Source organism: Paenibacillus sp. NEAU-GSW1 (genome assembly GCF_009737085.1).
In the GTDB taxonomy this organism is placed as follows: Bacteria; Bacillota; Bacilli; order Paenibacillales; family Paenibacillaceae; genus Pristimantibacillus.
Map to the genome: position 1 here is coordinate 155,134 of NZ_WOVL01000003.1, position 20,981 is coordinate 176,114.

Below are 20,981 nucleotides of genomic sequence, written 5' to 3' on the forward strand. Positions count from 1 at the left end.
TCATCCTTTCTTATTCAACTTTTTTTGGAGGTCTAGCGCTGTTTTGCTAGCGGGCTGCAGCTGCAGAGCCTTTTGCAAAGCTTCTTTTGCATCGGATATTCGATTTAACTTCATATTGGCTTCCGTAAGATATAGCCATAAATCCGGATCTTGCGAGCCCAAATAGAGGCTTAACTTAAATTGCTTCAGCGCCCTGCGCACATCACCTCCGAATTCCTCCGGTGTTTTCAACAGCATAAGACCGAGCACCCCTCTTGCCAGCGGAGAAAACTCATTCATTTGCACGGCTAATGCCGCTGATCGTTTAAGGTTGGGCAATAGCTTCACCTTGCTCAGTAAATTCCCTTGCTCAATCATTTTGCCTAGACATGCAGCCTGAAAGGCATACGCATCCGCATGCTTCGCATCTCGTTTGATGACCTCTTGAAACAACTCCATCGCTTTTGTATAGCCGCCGTCCAAAAATAACGTTTTCCCCTCTTCAAACATTGTTTTTTCGGGGGAATCATCCAATTTCGAAATATATTGCGGCTTTCTCCCTGCATCCACCGTTAGAAGCTCCGCCCGATTTAACAACGTATTCTCACTGACAAAGGTACAGCGGAATCCCTGTCCCAACTGCGTTTTAATATAGGACTCGATATGGCTTGTATCTGCTTCTTCCTCATTGTTGAATTCCAACATCAATTCGAAATCTTCCTTGCATTCTTTCACCCGCCATGCAACCGGGACCGGTTGAAGTCCATAGATTGCCTCTTGAATATCATAACTGTCTATAATTTGACCATGAACTTCTATTCGTTCGCTTAGACGGCCGTAATGTCTAATTTCATGCTTGGACGAGCCGCAAGCGCATTGGCTTGGTTGAATAGAGACAATGTCGCCATTCTCATAGCGGAGAAGCGGAGAAGCTTCATGCTGCAAGGTGGTAATGATGGCTCTGCCTCTCTCTCCTGTTGGCTTAGGTGAACGATGGTCCTCTTCAAGAACCTCGATATAGAATTCATCCTCTGAATAATGCAAGTTCCCTTCCTCACACATGACCGCAATATTGCCAGTCTCTGTGGAGCCAAAAAGGTTATAGACCGGCACTCCCCACAGCTGCTCCAAGTGCAGCTTCCGTTTGGGACTTAACAACTCGCCTGCTACCCAAATCGCTCTAAGCGACGGGAATTGGGCTGGGATCGAATAGTCCAGCAAGCGAGCCGTTTCGGCCAATAATTCCAGCTCTCTGGGCAATCCTGCAAATATAGTGACGCCGAGCGTGCTCATTAATTGGAGAATCTTTGGATATGTAGTAACGTTATTGCGGCTGCTTGCATGAATAATGCTCGCATTCATCTGATAGGAGGCCTCCTGAATCAAGAAGGCTGGAAGGAACAAAGCATAGGGAAAGCGGATTAAAACCATGTCCGTATCTTGAAGGCGAATGCCCGATAAATTGATTTGTGCGGCGTTGCGAATAATATCATTTCTAGTAAACCATGAAGAGGAAGGCTGGCCTGTTGTTCCAGAGGACTCATGATAGTGCGAAATAAGCGCGCGATCAACAGCAAGTATATCTGTAATGCTTGCATTTCTTAGCTCTGCTTTTGTTGTTATAGGAATGCTCCCAAACGCTTCGATATGATCAAGTCCATCAGGAAACTTACTCCTGTAAAATGGAGAGGCACTTACGCGGTCATGCAGGCGGGGTACAAAATCATAATCGTTAGCAGAAACATTAGTGTTCATCGAACGGCGTTCCTCCAGTCCTTAGACAAAATTTATAATATAAGGAAATTGTACTAATTATAACATTTAGTTTTAATTATTGTATTGTGAGAAAAGTAGGATATTTTTTCCATAGAATAGGGTCATCCCACGTCTATTCTGAGACGTTATCACCAAATGAATGGAAAAAATGAACAAGAATCGACAGGAACGGAGAGGAATCGGGGAATGCCGCCTTCATATTCTTAGGAGATAAGTCCGGGAAATCGACATGCGAAACGGCACTAAAAACCCCCTGGATTCGAGCTTAACTGATCAATTGATGCGGCAAAAGACAGCGAAGTTTGAGGAGGGTGCGTATTTTGAAATAAGAGACCAATATCTTGTAATAAAAAAGACGTATTCAGACGAGCCGTTTATTGTAACCCGGCGTCTTGAACACGTCATTGCTTACTTACTCCAAGTACTCGATCTTATCAATCATCCAACCATACTTTGTTTTGACTAATGAAGTCGATGCTTGTACATAGTACGAACCGTCTTCAGATTGTTGTTCAATACTTTGCTTAAGATAAGCGTGAATGCCGTCAGCGGATTTCTCTAATTCAGCATCGTCATTATAAGTTGGCATTAACCAGGACATATCCCCTGTTTCCGTATATTTCTGAAGATAGCCGTTATACTCTTCGCTGAATAAAGCACCGTCTTGCATAAATTCATAGATGAAGTTGTTGGAGAAGAACGGTCTCATAAGCTCCTTTACGCCTTCTTCAGTCTCAATCGGGGACATCCAATCATACTGAAGCTTCTGAGCGACTTGTACAATTTGGATCGCTTTATCCTTCGTGATCTCTCCAATGGAGTTTCGTTCATCATCTAACAAACCATCAGTTCCAATTGCAGCTGCTTCATAGGAAGAAGTTGAATCACTCCATTTGAACACTAGCTCTTCCATTACGCCATCTGCGCGGGAGAGCCGATCCGAGCCTGGTCCAAGATCATAGCCGTACCCTTTAAATTCTTGAAAGTTGTCGGCATCTACATCGATAATTATATTCTCAAGGTAAGGCTCGCCGACCTCTGCACTAACACTAGCAACTGCAGTTAACGTATCGCCTTTGTATGCAAGAACTTCTGCAGTGTAATTGGTTGAAGAAGCTCCAGCATATAATTTGATCACAGCAAGACTATTACGATAAGCAGGATTCGCAATCGGAGTCACATACACTTCATCACTGGCCTCGTACTGTCCTGCAAATAATTGTATTCCGTCCTGAAGCGAATATACGGCAATGCAGTAATTCTCTAAGCCGTCATTAAATTGCTTTTTAGTAAACAATACAATTTCAGCTTCGCCATCATTCGTGACATCATACTCAAGCGGTTCTGCCAATAATGCCTCGTCCAGAGCGAACTCATTGGCAAATTTGGTCCTAACCTCATTCAGTCTTAGTGCGATATCCTGTTCTGTCATCTTTTTGGCAGATTCTGGTTCAGGTGATTTTGTTGATGATGTGGGCGCAGGAGCCGATATCCCCTCCTTCGATTCATTCGCAGCGCACCCTGCCATAACAAATACAGCAACAAGCATAAGTATCAGCTTCTTCAATTACTATGTCCCCTTTTTTAAATTATTTAATATAGTACCATCCGGATTAGAACGGCTGTAACCGCCACCCTCTCCTTCAGAAAGAGATGTAAGCGAATTGCCATCGCCATCTCGCCAATAGCCTTGCACAAAAGTTCCATCGTCTCGGACATACCCGTCTACCCAATGCGGCGCTACATGATGAAGATTATCGCCATTTGAAACACTCGCAGCTCCTGGATCATTAGCCATTGCGACTGCAAGTTCATTGGTCTGTGGAATAGCATCTAGAGGCATCGCAATATCGCTGCCTCCAGCGTCAAAATCAAAATCAATATTAACAACGAGTAAACCTAACGTGACGATCCCTAATACGAAATAGAGAGGCAGTCGCATAGGCTTAATAATCATAGCAAATACGACCAAGAGAAGTAATGCGGAAAAACCCACTCCTACAACAGCGCCAAACGTTATTTCATCAAAGGCGCTAAAAAGAAGGCCAACTAAGTAAAAATAGACCACATTCAGCACTAATCCTAACCAAAATTGAGGCATCATCAACATTCGAACAAGCTTGTACAAACGATATATTAGAAAGATCATTAATAGTATTCCGAGTAATGTCGCCACTGCTGTCCTCCCTTACCAATTCCCTACAGATTTTTGAGGTTCCAATATAGTAAAAAAGACCCATTAACTATGTATAACACATCCTTGTCATATTGGGAATACTAGATTAAACGCAGAAAACCGCATCCTCAAACGGATGCGGTTTTGATCGCGAAGGCGAATTGGAACTATTTTTTCCAATCGCTTACTTTGATTATTTCCGCTCCGAAGCACTTTATTGCTTCGATTAGCGGTTCAACTCCTCCATATGGAAACGCATGCGGGCAATAACTAAGACGACCTCTATTGTTGCTTATTAGATTACAACTTACAATTTCATATTCGCCTTGCCCGATTTCACTAAAGACGGTTTCATAATCCCATGGCACTTGTGCCAAATGCGCATCTCTTTCCTCAAGAGGAAGCTTTACATATTCATCCCAAAACCTCTTGCGTTCTTGTTCCGTTGGCCACCAAAAATAATTCAATTCTTGTTCTCCGAAGAAATCGAATAATAGTAGATCTTGTTCTAAATCAGTAATTTGAATGTCCTTTTGCTTCTTTAGCTTAATGTATGCAAACAATTCTGATAGGTTATGAAATGTTTTAAGAGAAGAGAATGAAAATTCAATATAAGAAAATGCCAGCTCACTCATTGCTTACCTACTCACGCTTTCCCTCATATTAATCGCATTTCCATCGGTCGTTCCATACCGGCTCATTTTTGCAAGCAGATAGTTTATATGCTCGACTCTATCCGCTTTGATGCGAATTCTTTTTCTTTTCAGATAAACAATAACGATATTATGTTTTTGAACAACTTTGAGAATGTCGATATATTTAAAATGAGAACGTATTCCCCAACTATTGCTATAGGTGAATGTATACTCCCGCATAATAATTTTCCAATTTCGCATTTTAACGAACAGGACGATACGGATGAATACCGTGAGCAAATAGATCGGAATAACAATAAAACTTCCGATAATCGCGAGTATGATCCAAGAAATAGGCATGTAGAAGCAGTATTTCCACCAGCTTACGTCTGGTGTTTTTATGATCGTTGACTTAGACACCGCATCTTGTTTCCGGCTGCCGGACACTGCTATTTTTTGAGTCGCTAACGCGTAAGTATCAACAAAGCGGGCTGGATACTTGTTTGAATTTTTTGTTATTGTATCAAACAATGCTGTATGGGCTTCTATCAGTTTCCAAATATCATCATTCAAATTGTGCTGCTGTGAAAAAAATTGCAGCATTCGATCCTTTATAACTGACTTTGATTGGAGGTCCCATAATACGTCATCGTTAAGCAGCTCTTTCCAAGCCTCGAGGTCGTTTCTTTGATTATGATCATTATAAAGACGCATCAAACGCGTCATGAAATCATTGACTGCTTGAATCTTATCCTGCGTTTCAGCAGCGAAGTAGCGGCGTTGCACCACGGGACGCGCCTCGCCCTCATAAGCTTCGTCCTGCTCGGAAGCATCTTCAAGGCGATTAATGAAGTCGGACAGTCTGTCCGCTCCCACATCAGCATCCTCAGCTGTTTCAGCTTCTGTATCCGCAGGAGCATAAGGATTTGCATCATTGTTTGCATGAGCAGAACGCGCTGCCCTTTTCGCCTCGTTCATCGCTGCCGTATAAGCTGCTCTTACCGTTTGATAGCCCGCAGGATCATCTTCCGGATGATGGACGAGCAGCTTCTGTTTATAAGCTTTTCGGATTAGCGTTGTATCCGACGTGCGTTCAATCCCGAGTATCGCCCAGCAATTCATCTATGCAACCTCTTTCTCTAATAGTCGCGAAATTGTTCAATCGAATCTAAAAACTGTTTGAACTCTTTCGCCGCCTTGGCAATTTCCCGCGGGTCTTGCTGGGCAAGCACACCGTCGAATTGCACCATATAGTACATCACTTTCTCGCGCTTTACCCCTATAGCTTCTTCATACAACCGCTCGGCTCTAGCGACAAGCAAACGGTTTTCCGAGCGATCGCGCGGGTGAATTTTAATATCTTTTAATGCAGCCAAACGTGCGGCCAACTGTTCCGGCGTCATTTTTTCCGCGTTTTTTTCGATGATGAGCGTTTGCGCTTGACCGGTTAATACGGATTGAACTTCTACTTCCAAAATACCATTGATATCGTAAGTAAACCGAACGTCAATCGTTGCCTCGCCACTTCTTCTGCGGGGCACAGCGATGTCGAGCTCCCCTAAAAACAAATTATTGGCTACACGCAGACTCTCGCCCTGATATACTTTCAGATTAATCGTTTCTTGATTATCGCCAAGAGTGCAATACCGTTCGACTCTGCTGATCGGAATCGGATTGTTTCGTTCGATAATCGGCGAAAAATATCCATTTTCATAACGGTCCACTCCGCCAACATTTTTACTAATCTCAATTCCCAGCGTATACGGGCAAACATCCGTTAGTATCATCTCATTAAGCGCTTGGTCACGGTTTTTCAGCGCCGCTTGAACGGCAGCCCCTAAAGCAACAGCCTCATCCGGATTGATGTTCGAGAACGGGAAATGCCCGAACATTTTACCTACTACCGATTTAATAAGCGGCATTCGAGTAGAACCGCCGATCAATATAACCGCGTCCAAATCTTTCAGCGTCAGCGATGCGTCGCTTAGCGCTCGCTCGATCGGATTTCTTAACCGCGCAATTAATACAGAAGCGAGCTTCTCGAATTGTGAATAGTTGATGGCCGCCTCATAGGTTTTCTCAGGCGTTTCATACACCATTTTCCCTGTGGTCCCTACACCAAGCTCCCTCTTGCACAGCTCAGCCTGCTTGAAAATAACCGATTTGGCTTTGCTGTCCAAATGCTCAAATGTAAGATCGCTTTCCTCCATAAAATAGCTGGCGAGCAGCTCGGTGAAATCTTCTCCGCCCAGAAAGTTGTCGCCTGCGACCGATTTAACCTCCATAATGCCATCAAAAAATTCAAGAATGGATATGTCAAACGTGCCTCCGCCCAGGTCGAAAATCAAAAATTGCGTGTTATCCGATTTTTCGTGTAAACCGTAGGAAAGAGCGGCGGCAGTCGGCTCACTAATAAGACGCTCCACTTTAAGACCGGCAATCTCGGCCGCGTATTTGGTCGCTTTGCGCTGCGCATCGTTAAAATAGGCTGGAACACTTATGACCGCCTCAGTCACTTCTTCGCCAAGAAAAGCCTCCGCATCAGCCTTCAGCGACCGCAAAACAAATGACGACAGTTCTGTAGCCGAAAGAATATAGTTTTTGAGATGAAACTGCTTCTCTGTCCCCATGAATCGTTTAAAAGCTGCCACCGTCACTTGCGGATGCGTAATAAGGCGCTCCTTGGCAATTTGGCCGATGATTATCTCTCCATTATCGTCTACGCTCACAACGGACGGCGTCAAAAAGCTTCCAAACGCATTCGGAATGAGCTTCGGTCCATCTTCCGTCCAGTAAGCCGCCAAACTATTTGAAGTTCCCAAATCAATCCCGATCGTTGTCATGAAAGCCCTTCTTTCTTTTTCATCGATTCTCTTATTTCCTTCTTTTTCCTACTATAATTTGTTTGACAAATTTCAGCAATAGCGTACAAAAATGAATCGACCGCCTTGAAAGAAAGAGGCGCTGTTGCAAATTTATGCGCTTCTTTTACATTCTCATGCGGATGCGGTTCACTCCTCACCAAAAAAGCTCCCGCTATACTGCGGGAGCTTTTTTGCGCAAGTGTCGTAACGACACAATTAACGGTACTTTCATAAAAGTGTTTATGAGTGGTAACAATCAAGATCGGCATGAAATAAAACATGTCTGTATAAAGGACTATTTCTATCTACTTTCGGGTGATTGAAGGTTTTAAGGAAGCTCATTCCGATCTTCGTCATAACGCTCTTCGAAGGGGCATTCACATCGGCCGTAAAACTATAAACGTCAGTAAAGCCCAATTTGTCAAAGCCATATTGCAAACAAGCTTTCGCACCCTCCGTCGCATACCCTTTTCCCCATGCCTCTTGTTTCAGACGCCATCCAATTTCGATACACGGTGTAAAATCAGCCTCGAAATTTGCCCTATGGAATCCAATAAACCCTATAAACTCTTTACTTTCTTTGATTTCTACGGCATATAGCCCAAATCCGCATTCTTTGAACTCGGATACAATGGATTCATAGAACACCTTTGTTTCTTCAGTTGATAAGGTTTTAGGAAAATACTTCATCACCTCTTCGTCCGCATTCAGCCGACTGAACGGCTCTATGTCCGTTTCCTCCCAGTCGCGTAATTGCAATCTTGCCGTCTCCAGATAGATCATTGTACACCTCCTAAAAATGATGAATAGACAGCTTATCGAGCCAGTAAAACCTCTTCTGCCGATCGTCTAGGGCTCGCTAGCCCTTCACTGACCGGGTAGCCGGCACGAAAAGTAAATACTCCCTCAAACCCCGGTTCCCCCGTCAATTCCATTATAGCCTGCCCGAAAACAGGTTCAATTCCAAGCTGAAATTCACGATCTCGCCGTTCATGCGGTTGATTCAATGGCTGCATGGCCAGTCCATGTACAGCAGACCATAAGTGCATGCGCTGCCATAGCCTTCCCGCTTGCAGCAGCTGTACCCGATCCGATTGATCTTTGACAAGAATCATGCCGAACACGGCTGCGGTTGGCACATGGATCTCCTTGGTCATTTTCAGCCAATAGTTGTTTGAGGTTTGTTCCGAGACGGGCGTTAGCTTCCCAAAAAATCGAGTCAATGCAGAGTTCCCGGTCGCATCCAAGGTAGTTCCATCTTTATGCCTCTGGATCTCATCCCAATCATGCCGGTACCACTTATGGCTGTCGCCCGCTTGAATAGGATCGTTAACAATAGCTTCAGTCGCCCGAATAATGCAGTGTCCCAACTTCTCCTTAAGGGAAGCGTCCGCAAACCAAACTGCCTTCACGTCAGGCAGATCATCGGCTAGCCGGTCCAGTTGCTGCAATACGTCCGAGTCTACTTGTTTATTCCGATCATAGGCCGCACGATTGGTGTGGCGACTGCCGATGGCATGAAACAGCTCCGATTGCTCTGGCGAACCTTGCGTCAGCGCAATGTTAGCAATATGAATGCTGTCAAATTGGCCGGGGATTATCGTTGCTTTCGCATCATAGCCATAGGCTTTGGCAGAAATGATTGCGTTCTCGATCGCACATCCCAAACTGATATTCATTTCTCGAAACAGCGGGTCCATCGTTCCGATATTTCGTGATATATCCGCATAGATATTAATCCCCTGTTCATTCAGACGATAGAGCCAAGGCTGTGTATTATGGGCATTAGCTGCCAGAATAGAGGCTCTTACCAGCCTGAGCATCGGGTCTTTTCCTGCCTCTTCCTCCATCCATGTGTGCCAAGGCTCGTATGCAGCGCCTCTTCCCGTTGCGAATCCCCCCTGATCAATGGCTCGAATGACGCCGCCTGCCGACAAGAGTACCCCTGCCGCAACAGCGCTCTTCAGAAAATTTCTGCGAGACAGCCTCACCATGACGACTCCTCCTCTGCAGGTTTAATCGCTAAATACGGGGTTAGTATGGACCATATCAGCTCCACTCCTTCTTGAAAATGCTCGGCTGTAATGACTGAGCCGTTCATCTCCAGGAAAGCCAGCCAATTGTTGGCGACGATCCAGCATGCGGTCAGCAGCTGACGAAGATTGTCCTTGTCAGGGTGAATCGTTAATACGCCCGCTTCAATAAATCGCTGAACGAATGTTTCCTGTTCCGCCATCCGGCTGTCTATCATCTGAATATGCTTCTGCTTGAGCTGCTCATCCGCCTGAAATAACGCAATGGCCTCCCGATAAAAGAAACGGAACTCCCACAAAATTTCAAAGTTCATGATAAGACGATTGCGCAAATCCTCACGGGTTACCTTCGACTCATTGGGGAGGAACCATACAAAGTTCCACTTCGCGTACATTTGAACGAGTATGGCTCTTATAATCTCTTCTTTATTTTTAAAATGATAATACAAATTTCCCGGACTCATCTGAGCCGTACTGGCAATGTGATTCGTCGACACTTTCCCCGTGCCGTGTTCATTAAACAGTTGAACAGCCGTATGAATGATCCGCTCTGCTGTACGCAATAGAGTTACAACTCCCAATTTAGAGTAATTACTCTAAATATACATTGGAAGTATTATGCAGTCAACAAGAGAAAGCCGCGAAATTTCACATTTGGATAAGACGCGACTGCGGAAGGGAACCTACATGAATTGGATCGATGAAGGCATCGTTGCTGTTACGACAATTCGAGATCGACAATGCGCCTAAGAAGGAGCTCCTGTAATGAAAGCTAATAAGAAAAAACTTGATCTAGTCGCATTATCTTCGATTCCATTAATAATGACGCTTGCGAATTCCATGTTGATTCCGATACTTCCTTTGATGCAGCGGCAATTAAAGATATCTGCACTTCAAACCAGTTTGATCATAACGGTGTATGCCGCCTTTTCAATAGTATGTATCCCAATCGCAGGTTACCTATCTGATCGCGTCGGCCGCAAACGAGTTATTCTCATCAGTTTATCCATAGTAACAGCAGGCGGATTCATTTCGGGCTTGGCTGCTTGGCTGATGAATGGTCATAGCGGCGGTTATGCCATTATTTTGACCGGGAGAGCGATTCAAGGAATCGGAGCTGCCGGAGCATTCCCGATCGTGATTCCTTTAGTCGGCGATATGTTCAAGAGCAAAGACGAAGTGAGCAGCGGACTAGGCATGATTGAAACCTCCAATACATTCGGCAAGGTGCTTAGTCCCATATTAGGATCCGCTCTTGCCTTAGTCGTTTGGTTTCTGCCTTTAGCAATCGTTCCGGTCATATCGGTCATTTCCATTCTCGCTGTAGGTTTCCTGGTTAAGATCCCAAAGTCCGAAAACGCCAGCACGGACGAAAAAGCGGCGAAATCGCAAAGATTTCGTACTTTCATCCGCAATACCGCCTCTTTGCTCTCAACCAATAGGTGGCTATATGCAATCTTTACAATAGGCTGCCTGGTTATGTTTACGATGTTTGGCTTTCTGTATTTCCTTTCATCTACACTGGAAGATAACTTTCAAACCGATGGCATACGGAAAGGATTTATGCTTGCCATACCGTTAAGCGCCATCTGCGTTTTATCCTATTTCACAGGTAAAATCATTGGCGAAAACAAACGGAGGATGAAGGCGCTCAGCGTTATCGGGCTTCTATTGCTTATGTCTTCGATGTTGATTTGCGGGTTTATAAACCCCCATAAGCTATGGCTGCTTATTACGCTTATTCTCGTCAGCGGGATTGGCATTGGCCTCGTCCTTCCGAGTCTTGACGCGCTTATTACGGAGGGAATCGAGAAAAAGCAACGCGGTACGATTACATCATTGTATAGCAGTGCCCGGTTTATCGGCGTTGCGCTCGGACCACTGATTGCTTCAGTTATTCACGATAAATGGTTATTTTACCTGTTCGCAGGATGTGCATTGGTCTCTTCCATTCTCGCCATCTTTACGATTAAGCCCAGCCGCTCAGATGGTAGAGCTTAAATGGACACATAAAAAACAAACGATGTGGAAATATATTCAATGGTGAAGTAATAGTTGAAAATAACAAACAGGAGTTCATAATCCATGGACAACAATCAATGGCTATCCCCGTCCGGTCTGCCCGAGCAGCCAATATCCTTCTGGCTCAGCTCGACTTCACAGCAAGCTTTCGAACCGCTGTCTTCGGATCTTGATGTCGACGTTTGCGTCGTCGGCGGCGGCATCACCGGCATTACGCTCGCCTATTTGCTGGCCGAAGAAGGGCAGCGGGTGGCGTTGCTGGAAGCCGGGCATCTGTTCGGCGGAACAACCGGGCATACGACGGCCAAAATAACCGCGCAGCATGATCTGATCTACGACGAGCTCATCCATCATATTGGACTGGAGAATAGCCGCCTCTATTATGATGCGAACATGGAAGCGCTGGATTTTATCCGCCGTTATGTTCAACAGAATCATATCGACTGCGATTTCGCGGAAGAGGATGCCTATGTCTATACGACCTCCGATACGAACGTTTTAAACATTGACAAGGAATGGACGGCTTACAGACAGCTTGGCATTCCGGGAAGAAGAGAAAATGAAATTCCATTGGAGATTACCGCTAAAGCCGCCATTGTCATGGAAAAACAAGCGCGTTTTCATCCCGTTGCTTATCTGAAGCATCTTGTTCAAGCTTTTATCGATCGGGGCGGACTTATCTTTGAGCAGACGACCGCACTGAATGTAGATCACGGCAATCCCATTTCTTCAGTGCAGACGAGTACCGGACACTCGATAAATTGCAAGGCGGTAGCCTCCTGCTCGCACTTTCCGTTCTATAGCGTGCGCGGCTTTTATTTCGCCCGCATGTACGCGGAACGGTCCTATGTGCTAGGGGTACGCACAGAGCAAACATACCCGGGAGGCATGTATATCAGCGCCGACGATCCGCCTCGCTCCATTCGTGAAGTCGATTACAATGGAGAACGACTGATCCTCGTCGGCGGCGAACGCCACAAGACGGGCCAGGGCATCTGCACGATCCAATATTACGAAGCGTTGGAACAGTTCGCCCGCGAAAATTTCGGCGACGACATCGAGATCGCTTACCGTTGGTCAGCCCAGGATTTGACCACACTGGACAAAATCCCATACATCGGCCGCGCTTCGCATACGAATCCGAATGTATTCGTTGCGACCGGCTATCGCAAATGGGGCATGTCAACCAGCACGGCGGCCGCGCTGCTGCTGAAGGACCTCATCCTTGAGAAAGAGAGCCGCTACGAGGAGCTGTTTACCCCCTCCCGCTTCCACGCCGATCCAGACGTGAAGACGTTCCTCACGCAAAATGCCAACGTTGCCAAGCATTTGCTGGAGGGGAAGCTGGAATGGGTAACACGCCGTTCCGAGGAGGTCGAGCGCGGCGAAGGCGCGGTCGTTCAAGTAAACGGCAAACGGGCTGGTGCTTATCGTGAATCGGACGGCACGCTGCATCTCGTCGATACGACCTGCACCCATATGGGCTGCGAAGTCGAATGGAACGCCGGCGAGCGGACATGGGACTGTCCGTGCCACGGCTCGCGCTTCTCTTATCGGGGCGACGTGCTTGAAGGACCGGCGAAAACGCCATTGAAGACGTATACGGAGTAAAATGAATAAGAGCGTACGAACGGCGTAATGCCGCTGTCGTACGCTCTTTTTATCCAATTTAAACATTATAACGTTATATTATTTTATTCTGTTTTCTATGCTATCTTGGGAGTAAGCAACACATCCGACTTAAATAAAACGGGGGATTCCCATGAACGAGAGGTACGTACTGCGCAACTTGAAGCTCTCAGACGAACGTGCCGTCGACATCAAGCACTATACTGGACTCCGTACATCTTAATTTGGGCGAGAGTTGATAAGAAAAAACACTATATGCCCATTCCCATCACTCCGCTCCTACATACAATGCTTTAGCCCATCCAATAAGGAGTGACAAGATCATGTCATTTTTTCCGCCTCCACCCCCAGGATTTCCAGGATTCCCTGGGCAGCCGGGAGGACCGTCAGGACCGGGAGGACAGCCAGGCACTATGGGACCCAGCTCACCTCCCCCGAGCTTCATCCCTCAACAACCTGCGGTTACACCCTTCGCTGTCGACCCGGGAGCGATTGCCGGTTGTTTGTTTCGAAATACGTACGTTTGGCTCAGGAATGGAAATCAATTTTGGTTTTTCCCGGTTTTCGTAGGACGCACCTCGGTTTCAGGGTTCCAATGGAACGGAAGGTTTTGGATGTACACGGGACTAAGCTTGCAGTCTATTCAATCTTTTACATGTTTCTAAACGGGCACATGAAAAGTTGTTCGGGCTGCTGACCACATCCTCATTGAAACTGCACCCCACTGTTAGATGATGTCTAGCAAATGGGGTGCAGCAGCTGTCTCAAGCACACTTTCATCCGTTCACATAATGGTGAAATCTGGCTTTCAGAATACGATAAAATAACTTCATCCTATTCGGTGAGGACCCTATCTTTTTTCTAAAATAGGAGAACGCTGAACGGTTTCCCCGCTTCGTGTTACACTCCATGCAAGCTGCGAGTAAGTTTCGGGGGAGATCCGAGCCGCCTTTGCTTGAAGGGATAATGTGATCAACCGTCATTCCGGGACGTCCACACCACAAGCATGTGTAATGATCCCGTTTCAGCGCAGCTCTTCGATAATCCCGAAATAAAAAGGGGTTATATAGTAATTGGATGGTCTGCTCGTCTATCCATATGGCACGTGCTCGATTAACTTCCCTCCACGCCCGGTCAAGCACACATGGGGTTAATTTTTGACCATCCACATTAAGAACGTTGATCATAGTCATTACCTCCCAAGGGTACTCATTTCAAGAAAACGAATTCCTTATACCTAGGATACCATCGTTGCAATGCCGCTACTCTATAAATATGGATCGATTCTGAGGAAATGAAAAAAGCTCGACCTCATGCGTCATGCGGTCGGGCTTTTTGGGGAGGAGACGAACCGTGGTTGTGCAAAAACACGATTCGTCGGAGTGTGATGATACGGATATTTTTTGGGAGTGCTTAAGTTTTATATCTGAATAAACATACCGATAAAATTCTTTTGACGGATGCGTTTGTAGACTAAATCTAATGTTCGCTTGGTGAAATCAGACTCAATTGCTAACTCATAATATGCGATTGTTCTCATTTCCACAAACAGATCACGCAATTCATAATCCATTATAAGATTTCACCTCACGTTCATTTTCTTTATAGGTTGCCATTTCTCCCAAACTTTCAGTTTTTGATCGACAACCCCGCCATGCCAATACTCCACCCGAAATTGATCTGCTTCTTTCTTAGCTGGACCAGTCAAATCCGATGTCGTCACAAGCAACGTCAATATACAATCGTGATTCCTTTTAGCCGCGACTAATTCCCGAACAGTCTGCACTGAAACCATATTGTGATCTGCGTAACATTTCGCTTGAACAGCCGTCTTTTCCCCACGCTTGTCCACAATGACTAGATCCACTCCACCGTCATTTCCGCCAACACCGACCTCATGAACCTTGTAGCCTTGATCTCTGAAATATAATGCAAGCAGTCTTTCAAACTCTACTCCATTCAAAGCATCTAGCGGTGATGTTAGTATTACTTCGTCCGGTCTACATGTTTTCGAAGCACGATTGAAGCTGCTGTTAACAGTTCGTGAAGTGCTTCTATTGGTTGCTGTTTTTCGTTTTTTCACGCTTCTCTTCCGTTTCTTCGGTTGCATAAAACCTGAAACAACGCCCAACAACACAATTATCACAAACAACCAAATTATCTCTTTCACACTATCCCTCGCAGTCGTTTCGTTAACTACTAATATTCTACATTAATAGTAAATATTTTACTACTGAACGAAAGGTGACCCCTGATAAATTCAGAAGTCATCGCAGGACTGTGTCCGCCGACCTTGCTGAACAGATCGGGATGCGTGAACGCATTGTGCAGCGCCACCCAGCCGCCCATGGACAGATCGCCAATATAACGACCTTCCTTCGTTCCGATCGCCGGGTAATGACTCTCTACATAAGCGAGTCGTTCACAATATAATCGCTGTAGTTGCCCTCCGACGAATTGAATCTGTAAAAATGAACTTTCTTCACGTCCGGTATCATAGATACGATCTCCGATTTCTCGGCACCTGAAGCCGACGATGCAACGCTGCTAGATACTTTGCCGTCGGACTCCACAGGGGCTGTGTCAGGCTGCTCTGTGTCTGTGTCCCTCGTCCATTTATTATAATTTCCCCTTTAACATTTGAGCGGCTAACTCCGGGTCATACGGTATTTGATTAGCTAAATCTAAATCCATATTTGCTTTATCTTTCTCTCCTAATTTCAGATAAGCGTCATATCGACTTAATAGCACATTACGATATAAATTATTATTAATGTGTTTACCTTCTTTAATTGCAATCTTATGCTGTAGTAATGCCAAGCTATAAAAGTCAATTGACTCTTCATCTCTCCCTCGGTCACGTTCAAGATTACCTCTACTGTTATACAGACTCATCAACTCTTCTAGATTTCGCGTCTTGCCGGAACGACTTTGATCCTCATGAATGGAAATCGCCTTATCATAACATTCCATAGCGTCATCATATTGATTCAATTGACGATATACCTGACCTAAATTTAGCAGCAAATCACAAATATCTGCACCCACATCAATCTTTTCATCACCGTACTCGTCTAACTTATGAAATAAATCTATCGCTTTCTGAATGTAATCAAACGCCTTGTTGGGATCTGTGCGTTTTATCGTATTTCCATATGCTTTAAATACATCGATTTTCGCAACCATAATGTATTGTTGGGGTAAATTATTCTGTTCTGCTTTTACTATTTCTTCTAGTAAGCGATCTAATTGAAATTTAGCCATTATAGGCTGATTTCTATTTTTATAGTGCACCGCTTGCGCAATTTTACTTGAAACATTTCTAATAAACGCTGCTGACTTACCTTTCACATCTTTACTCAACTGTTTGTCCAACTCGGCGTTTACTTCATCCTCCAATTGAAAATAGGTTTCTGCGCGATCCTTATTACCCATTTTGGAATGAAGAATCGCTAATTTGCTGTAGCATTCAGATCGCATTGCTATGCTGATAGCATGACCATAATGACTTAACAGATTTAATCCCTCTTCTAAATAGCGCGCTGCCCATTCCAAATAATTACTGCTAAGCAATTCTATGCACAGAAGATTCATCAAACGCATATACATCTCATGGTTAAACGATGTCTTTACCTTTAAAATTTCATGAACAACCTTGTTAATCTGCAGATAGAGCAGATAAAACCCCTGATTCAGGTGTTCGTCTAGAACACCGCTGTGTTCAGACAGCGTATTCACTAAATGTTCAATAATAGAGGGGAATATAGAGATAAACTCCTCACTTGTCCTAGCGTACTCATTTCGAATAATAATATTTAATAAAGTCAGTACAAAATAAAGATCTTCTTCTGCATAGGACAGCCTTCCCTTACTGAACGATAGGAGGTGCAATTCTTTCAAAAATAAAGAAAGAAGATATTCTTGAACATCCTTATATTCATCGGCAAACTCTACCGCTTCTATCTTGTGAATACTAAACTGATTCCCTTTAGTCGATCGTTGGATATTAACCAATGGCAGAAGTTCTTGGAGGAAACAAAGAAAACGAAAGCTAATTTCTTCTTCTCCGCACAGGCGAGAGAGCATCTTTACTGATAAACCCGTCGGGGACAGCGTTATCGCAATTAACATACGAAGCATGTTCTGAAAATAGGGCTCACCATAGAGTTTCTTCAATATGTTTATATAATGCTTTTCCGCCACCACCGGTTGAGTGTCGACCCAGTCGATCCCATACTCCATATAAGCCCTTATTATAATTTGAAGATATACCAACTTGCCATCCGATGTTTCAATTAACTTAGCTTCTTCCGCAGCATTTGATTTGATACGAGATCGGATGAACCTTACTAGCAAGTTCCGATAATGATGATCTGTTTTATTAAGAGCAATAACCTCCGAGAAGGTTGTTAAATTAAGCTGCTTCTTCGTAAAAGGTGATAATTCTTCATTCGTACGACAGGTCAATAAGATATAATTTCCCGGATCCAGCATTTCTGCTGTTGGGATCAAGCCCATGATTGATATCCCCTCATAATATGGGATTTCATCAATTCCATCGATGATTAGCAGCATTTTCTCTGCTGTCTGATGTTTTCGTTGTTCATTACAAAGTACATTAATTAAATGAGCCATTTGCTCTTTAACCGTCACGGCATAAATATTAACGTCTGGAAGGACACCTTCCAGTAAATTGTCACGGTTGTCTATCTGTCTTAGCAAGTCTGTAATCTTCAGAACAAATGTAGATGGTACATGTGAAAACGTATCATTAATATAATAAGCCCTACAAACTGTCCCCTTAATATTATGCCGAGCATAACCAAAGGGATCGATCATTTTTGAAAAGGTGGTCTTACCCATGCCGTTTTCCATCTGAAGCAGCAGGATACCTCGATCATGTGCACTTAGCATGTTTTCTACTTGTTCAATCAACTCATTAAAAGACTCCAGATCAGAAGAATCAATGATTTTCTGAACGGCATCCACTTGAGAACGAAGATAAATGTTACTTTCTGCGGATCCATCAACATGCTGGACGGTCAGATTTTTCTGTAGACTTTTATATATATCAAGGATACGAGTCGGATTCTGCTTAATCTTTTCGCCTGCTGGATAGTTGATTAAAGTTGCCGTTAATTTCTGATTATAGTAGGAATCGAATACATATAAACCACCTTCTATAACTTGTATATAAGGGTCTAAACGTATATATTGGTTATTTAAAATCCCGTAAGGCATCCCAATACCGACATCTGACCCTTTTGTTAGTCCTATCAGCGGGTTATACTTCCCCTTATGTTTAACCATCAATTTTATCTCGGTATAATGCCTCTCGCAATTGTTTAAATGTTCCGTAATCAGACGGATCATCTGTCCGATTTCCTTTTGAAATTCAAAATTACTATCTAGTCTTAGTGCACCATGACCAATCCGATCATTTCTCCAACTTACAATCTGTTTTGCGTTATATATTTTCCAGATGTCTCTAAGGATACACATGATAGGATCATGTCGTTGATTCTCCTTCTTCAATATTGCCCCTGCTGCTTGCTGCCAATCCCCCAGACTTAATGGCTTGCTCAACATGAATGCTAGTATGTCACTATACTCGTACTTCTTTTTCTTTGATTCTAGTATTTCAGAAATAATATAAAGCACAGGGAACTTCAAAAGGACTTCAAACATATCCTTAATCTGCAATTGAACACCATATGTCGAACCAGATAAGAACAGTTTATGCAGTTTATCGTACTCATAAGCAATCAGATATGGAGCCTGGTCAAGAATCGACTTATTCCATATAGAAGAGTCATTCCCTAATTCCTCAAACCACCCGCTGCTGAATGTGATTTCCACAAAGTCGCAATGAGGGTTTTGACAAATTAACTTTGAGCCGTACTGATTTAGCGCACCGCTGCATTTTCGACATGCTTCCAATTGTGTCAATTTAGTTCCTCCGCTATTCAACGAATTGTATTTCCAAAGCGCTTGTTCTCCGTCCACCAAAGCCCCCCACCGCCAGCACTCCGCTTAGCACCAGCAAAAGCACAATAGCCGGCACTTGCCATACGAACAAAATCACATACGCGACTATGAGCAGGGATGCGGATAACCACGGCTGCCAACATGCAACCCCTATACGTGTTCTAGCGAGATAGCGGCTGAACACAAGCTCCATCGAGGCAAGATACATCAGCGCAGAACTGAACAGGAACGTCAAACCGAAAAGATAATTGATCTCGTACAAGTAGAAAAGCTTAATTGATGCAGCTGTCATGCTGAGCGACAGCAGCAGAGCGAGGTGACCGTAGATGACGGCTTGGCCAGCAGAGGAGATTGTCTTATCTGCGCGATGCTCAGTGCGTTCGAAGTACGGCCACCACATTGTTAGAATTAGGACGAAGGCTGCAAATGAATAACCAATTGAGTACCAGTCACCCGTATTGGGCTTCAGCACCGTCAGAGTGCTGACGATTGATTCGCCGAATAAAATGATAGTGAATAAGCCAAACCGCTCAAGCAAGTGTGAGGTGTGCGCTGGCATCCGCTTTAGCAGTCGGCGACCTAGAATCGGGATGATCATGTCTATAACGATGCCAGTGTACAGCAGGATATAGCGCACTGGCGGGTCGAACAACAGTGAACTGGCTGAAAAAGAAATTCCGAGCCAAAATCGTGTCCCCAGATAATGGGCCACCGCACGGCGATTCGGCTCTCTCTCTCGAGCTCGAGCTATTAGATATTGGAGAGCTGTAAGTACCCTCAGCCCTAGATAGCCGAGTGCGAAAGAGTAGTAGTAAGCGTCGAAATCCACGGACAAGCTCGCTGTCATAATGAGCACGAAGGCCATCTCCGTAACGAGTAGCAAGCGATGATGCAATAGGTCCTGTCCAAACCGGTTGATAAATAGTGTTTGGCCGACCCATGCCCACCAGACGGGGACGAACATGAGTACAAATTTGACCAAATCATGGGCAGGGACGATTCCATCCTTCACATGCAGCAGAACGTGTGTTGTTGTGGCAACGGCCGCTACAAAGATTAAGTCGTAGAACAGCTCCAGCCACGTTACTTTCTTCTCTTGTTGATACAGGAATATCCCCCCTTTTAGTGTCCGGTGCTTGCATATCGTCTTATTCCAATTTTCCATATGGCCAGTGCGAAGCCGAATACGAGAATACCAACTAGGGGTGTTAACAATCCGACAGCACTCATTTGAACGGAGTAGAAATATTGCGCCGGATAAAAGCTGACAAAGGCGAATGGAAGGATATAGGTCAATAAATATCGGATAAGCGTCGGGTAAATCGATATCGGATAAGCAATAAAGCCTCTCATCTGATAAAACAACAGATTTTGTATTTCAGAGGATTTGGTTGTCCAAAAGGTGAGCGAAGCTACGAATAGCAATATCCCACCCTGTATCAGTACGCCACCGACAATCATAGTTATAAGGATTCCGATATGAGCCCAATCAAAGGTGATTCCAGAGCGACTAGCAGCATACACAATAAGCACGACGCCTAGACCACCGTGACCTATTGTCGCCATCACATCGGAACGCCGTGCAATGACTTGAAACAGGGGCCTTAGCGGTTTCGTTAAATAGGTATCGAATTCACCCTGATTCGCAATACTTTCGAAGTCTCTGACTCCCGTGAAAATGAGGATGCATAAGCTGTAGGTCAGAAAAACAAAGCTGTACATGAATAATAATTGTCCCATATCCCAGCCGTTAATCGTGGATACTTTGTTCAGCATAAACCATAAGGTCACAACCGTTACGCTCTCACGGACAAAAACGGCCAGGGACAACAGTAATGTATCAACTTTATACTGCAGGCGCGCCGCGATTGTCATTTTC

At 44.6% G+C, this 20,981-nt stretch carries 19 protein-coding genes; 3 read left to right on the top strand and 16 right to left on the bottom strand.

Annotated elements, in window-relative coordinates; translation table 11 throughout:
* From GOM71_RS02950 to GOM71_RS02995, 10 genes are all read right to left on the bottom strand, one after another.
* Nucleotides 1-1,734, bottom strand: a complete 1,734-nt coding sequence (locus tag GOM71_RS02950; protein ID WP_156278267.1) for an AMP-binding protein — start codon at nucleotides 1,732-1,734, stop codon at nucleotides 1-3.
* A gap of 433 nt (nucleotides 1,735-2,167) precedes the next feature.
* Complete coding sequence (locus GOM71_RS02955) at nucleotides 2,168-3,322, bottom strand: hypothetical protein (protein WP_156278268.1); 1,155 nt, start codon at nucleotides 3,320-3,322, stop codon at nucleotides 2,168-2,170.
* A gap of 3 nt (nucleotides 3,323-3,325) precedes the next feature.
* Nucleotides 3,326-3,931, bottom strand: a complete 606-nt coding sequence (locus tag GOM71_RS02960; protein ID WP_156278269.1) for a hypothetical protein — start codon at nucleotides 3,929-3,931, stop codon at nucleotides 3,326-3,328.
* A 167-nt stretch (nucleotides 3,932-4,098) separates the two neighbouring features.
* A complete protein-coding gene (locus GOM71_RS02965; RefSeq protein ID WP_216651699.1) occupies nucleotides 4,099-4,566 on the bottom strand; it encodes a hypothetical protein in 468 nt (155 codons plus the stop codon).
* 3 nt (nucleotides 4,567-4,569) lie between these two features.
* Entirely contained in the window at nucleotides 4,570-5,688 is a 1,119-nt protein-coding gene (locus tag GOM71_RS02970; protein WP_156278270.1) for a J domain-containing protein, read from the bottom strand.
* Nucleotides 5,689-5,705: 17 nt separating this feature from the next.
* Entirely contained in the window at nucleotides 5,706-7,409 is a 1,704-nt protein-coding gene (locus GOM71_RS02975) for a molecular chaperone HscC (RefSeq protein WP_156278271.1), read from the bottom strand.
* A complete protein-coding gene (locus GOM71_RS24040) occupies nucleotides 7,406-7,588 on the bottom strand; it encodes a hypothetical protein (RefSeq protein WP_156278272.1) in 183 nt (60 codons plus the stop codon). Before GOM71_RS24040 ends, GOM71_RS02975 begins: the two co-directional genes overlap by 4 nt.
* An 82-nt stretch (nucleotides 7,589-7,670) precedes the next feature.
* Nucleotides 7,671-8,213 (bottom strand): GNAT family N-acetyltransferase, encoded by a 543-nt coding sequence (locus GOM71_RS02985; RefSeq protein WP_156278273.1) that lies wholly within the window; start codon nucleotides 8,211-8,213, stop codon nucleotides 7,671-7,673.
* A 32-nt stretch (nucleotides 8,214-8,245) separates the two neighbouring features.
* Nucleotides 8,246-9,424 (bottom strand): hypothetical protein, encoded by a 1,179-nt coding sequence (locus tag GOM71_RS02990; RefSeq protein ID WP_156278274.1) that lies wholly within the window; start codon nucleotides 9,422-9,424, stop codon nucleotides 8,246-8,248.
* Nucleotides 9,418-10,026 (bottom strand): TetR/AcrR family transcriptional regulator, encoded by a 609-nt coding sequence (locus GOM71_RS02995; protein WP_173275129.1) that lies wholly within the window; start codon nucleotides 10,024-10,026, stop codon nucleotides 9,418-9,420. The genes GOM71_RS02990 and GOM71_RS02995 overlap by 7 nt, the downstream gene beginning before the upstream one ends.
* A gap of 202 nt (nucleotides 10,027-10,228) precedes the next feature.
* Here GOM71_RS02995 and GOM71_RS03000 point away from each other — a divergent pair, with 202 nt between their 5' ends.
* The 3 genes from GOM71_RS03000 to GOM71_RS24265 all read left to right on the top strand — a co-directional run bounded on the left by GOM71_RS03000 (nucleotide 10,229) and on the right by GOM71_RS24265 (nucleotide 13,779).
* Nucleotides 10,229-11,464, top strand: a complete 1,236-nt coding sequence (locus GOM71_RS03000) for an MFS transporter (RefSeq protein ID WP_156278276.1) — start codon at nucleotides 10,229-10,231, stop codon at nucleotides 11,462-11,464.
* Between the two features lie 84 nt (nucleotides 11,465-11,548).
* A complete protein-coding gene (locus GOM71_RS03005; RefSeq protein WP_156278277.1) occupies nucleotides 11,549-13,096 on the top strand; it encodes an FAD-dependent oxidoreductase in 1,548 nt (515 codons plus the stop codon).
* 341 nt (nucleotides 13,097-13,437) lie between these two features.
* Nucleotides 13,438-13,779 carry a collagen-like protein gene (locus tag GOM71_RS24265; RefSeq protein WP_253944665.1) on the top strand — a complete coding sequence of 114 codons (342 nt, stop codon included), beginning with the start codon at nucleotides 13,438-13,440 and terminating at the stop codon, nucleotides 13,777-13,779.
* Between the two features lie 111 nt (nucleotides 13,780-13,890).
* On the opposite strand, the gene GOM71_RS24650 is transcribed toward GOM71_RS24265, so the two are convergent.
* From GOM71_RS24650 to GOM71_RS03035, 6 genes are all read right to left on the bottom strand, one after another.
* Nucleotides 13,891-14,307, bottom strand: a complete 417-nt coding sequence (locus GOM71_RS24650) for an HNH endonuclease (protein WP_156278278.1) — start codon at nucleotides 14,305-14,307, stop codon at nucleotides 13,891-13,893.
* A gap of 389 nt (nucleotides 14,308-14,696) precedes the next feature.
* Nucleotides 14,697-15,284, bottom strand: a complete 588-nt coding sequence (locus GOM71_RS03015) for a restriction endonuclease (protein ID WP_367649443.1) — start codon at nucleotides 15,282-15,284, stop codon at nucleotides 14,697-14,699.
* A 29-nt stretch (nucleotides 15,285-15,313) separates the two neighbouring features.
* Complete coding sequence (locus tag GOM71_RS24815; protein ID WP_367649447.1) at nucleotides 15,314-15,652, bottom strand: alpha/beta hydrolase-fold protein; 339 nt, start codon at nucleotides 15,650-15,652, stop codon at nucleotides 15,314-15,316.
* 81 nt (nucleotides 15,653-15,733) lie between these two features.
* Nucleotides 15,734-19,120: a tetratricopeptide repeat protein gene (locus tag GOM71_RS24820; RefSeq protein WP_156278279.1), complete on the bottom strand. Its 3,387-nt coding sequence runs from the start codon at nucleotides 19,118-19,120 to the stop codon at nucleotides 15,734-15,736.
* Entirely contained in the window at nucleotides 19,077-20,267 is a 1,191-nt protein-coding gene (locus tag GOM71_RS03030) for a low temperature requirement protein A (protein ID WP_156278280.1), read from the bottom strand. Before GOM71_RS03030 ends, GOM71_RS24820 begins: the two co-directional genes overlap by 44 nt.
* Nucleotides 20,225-20,977, bottom strand: coding sequence for an ABC transporter permease (locus tag GOM71_RS03035; protein ID WP_173275134.1), 753 nt, complete (start codon nucleotides 20,975-20,977; stop codon nucleotides 20,225-20,227). The genes GOM71_RS03030 and GOM71_RS03035 overlap by 43 nt, the downstream gene beginning before the upstream one ends.
* Nucleotides 20,978-20,981: the final 4 nt, after the last annotated feature.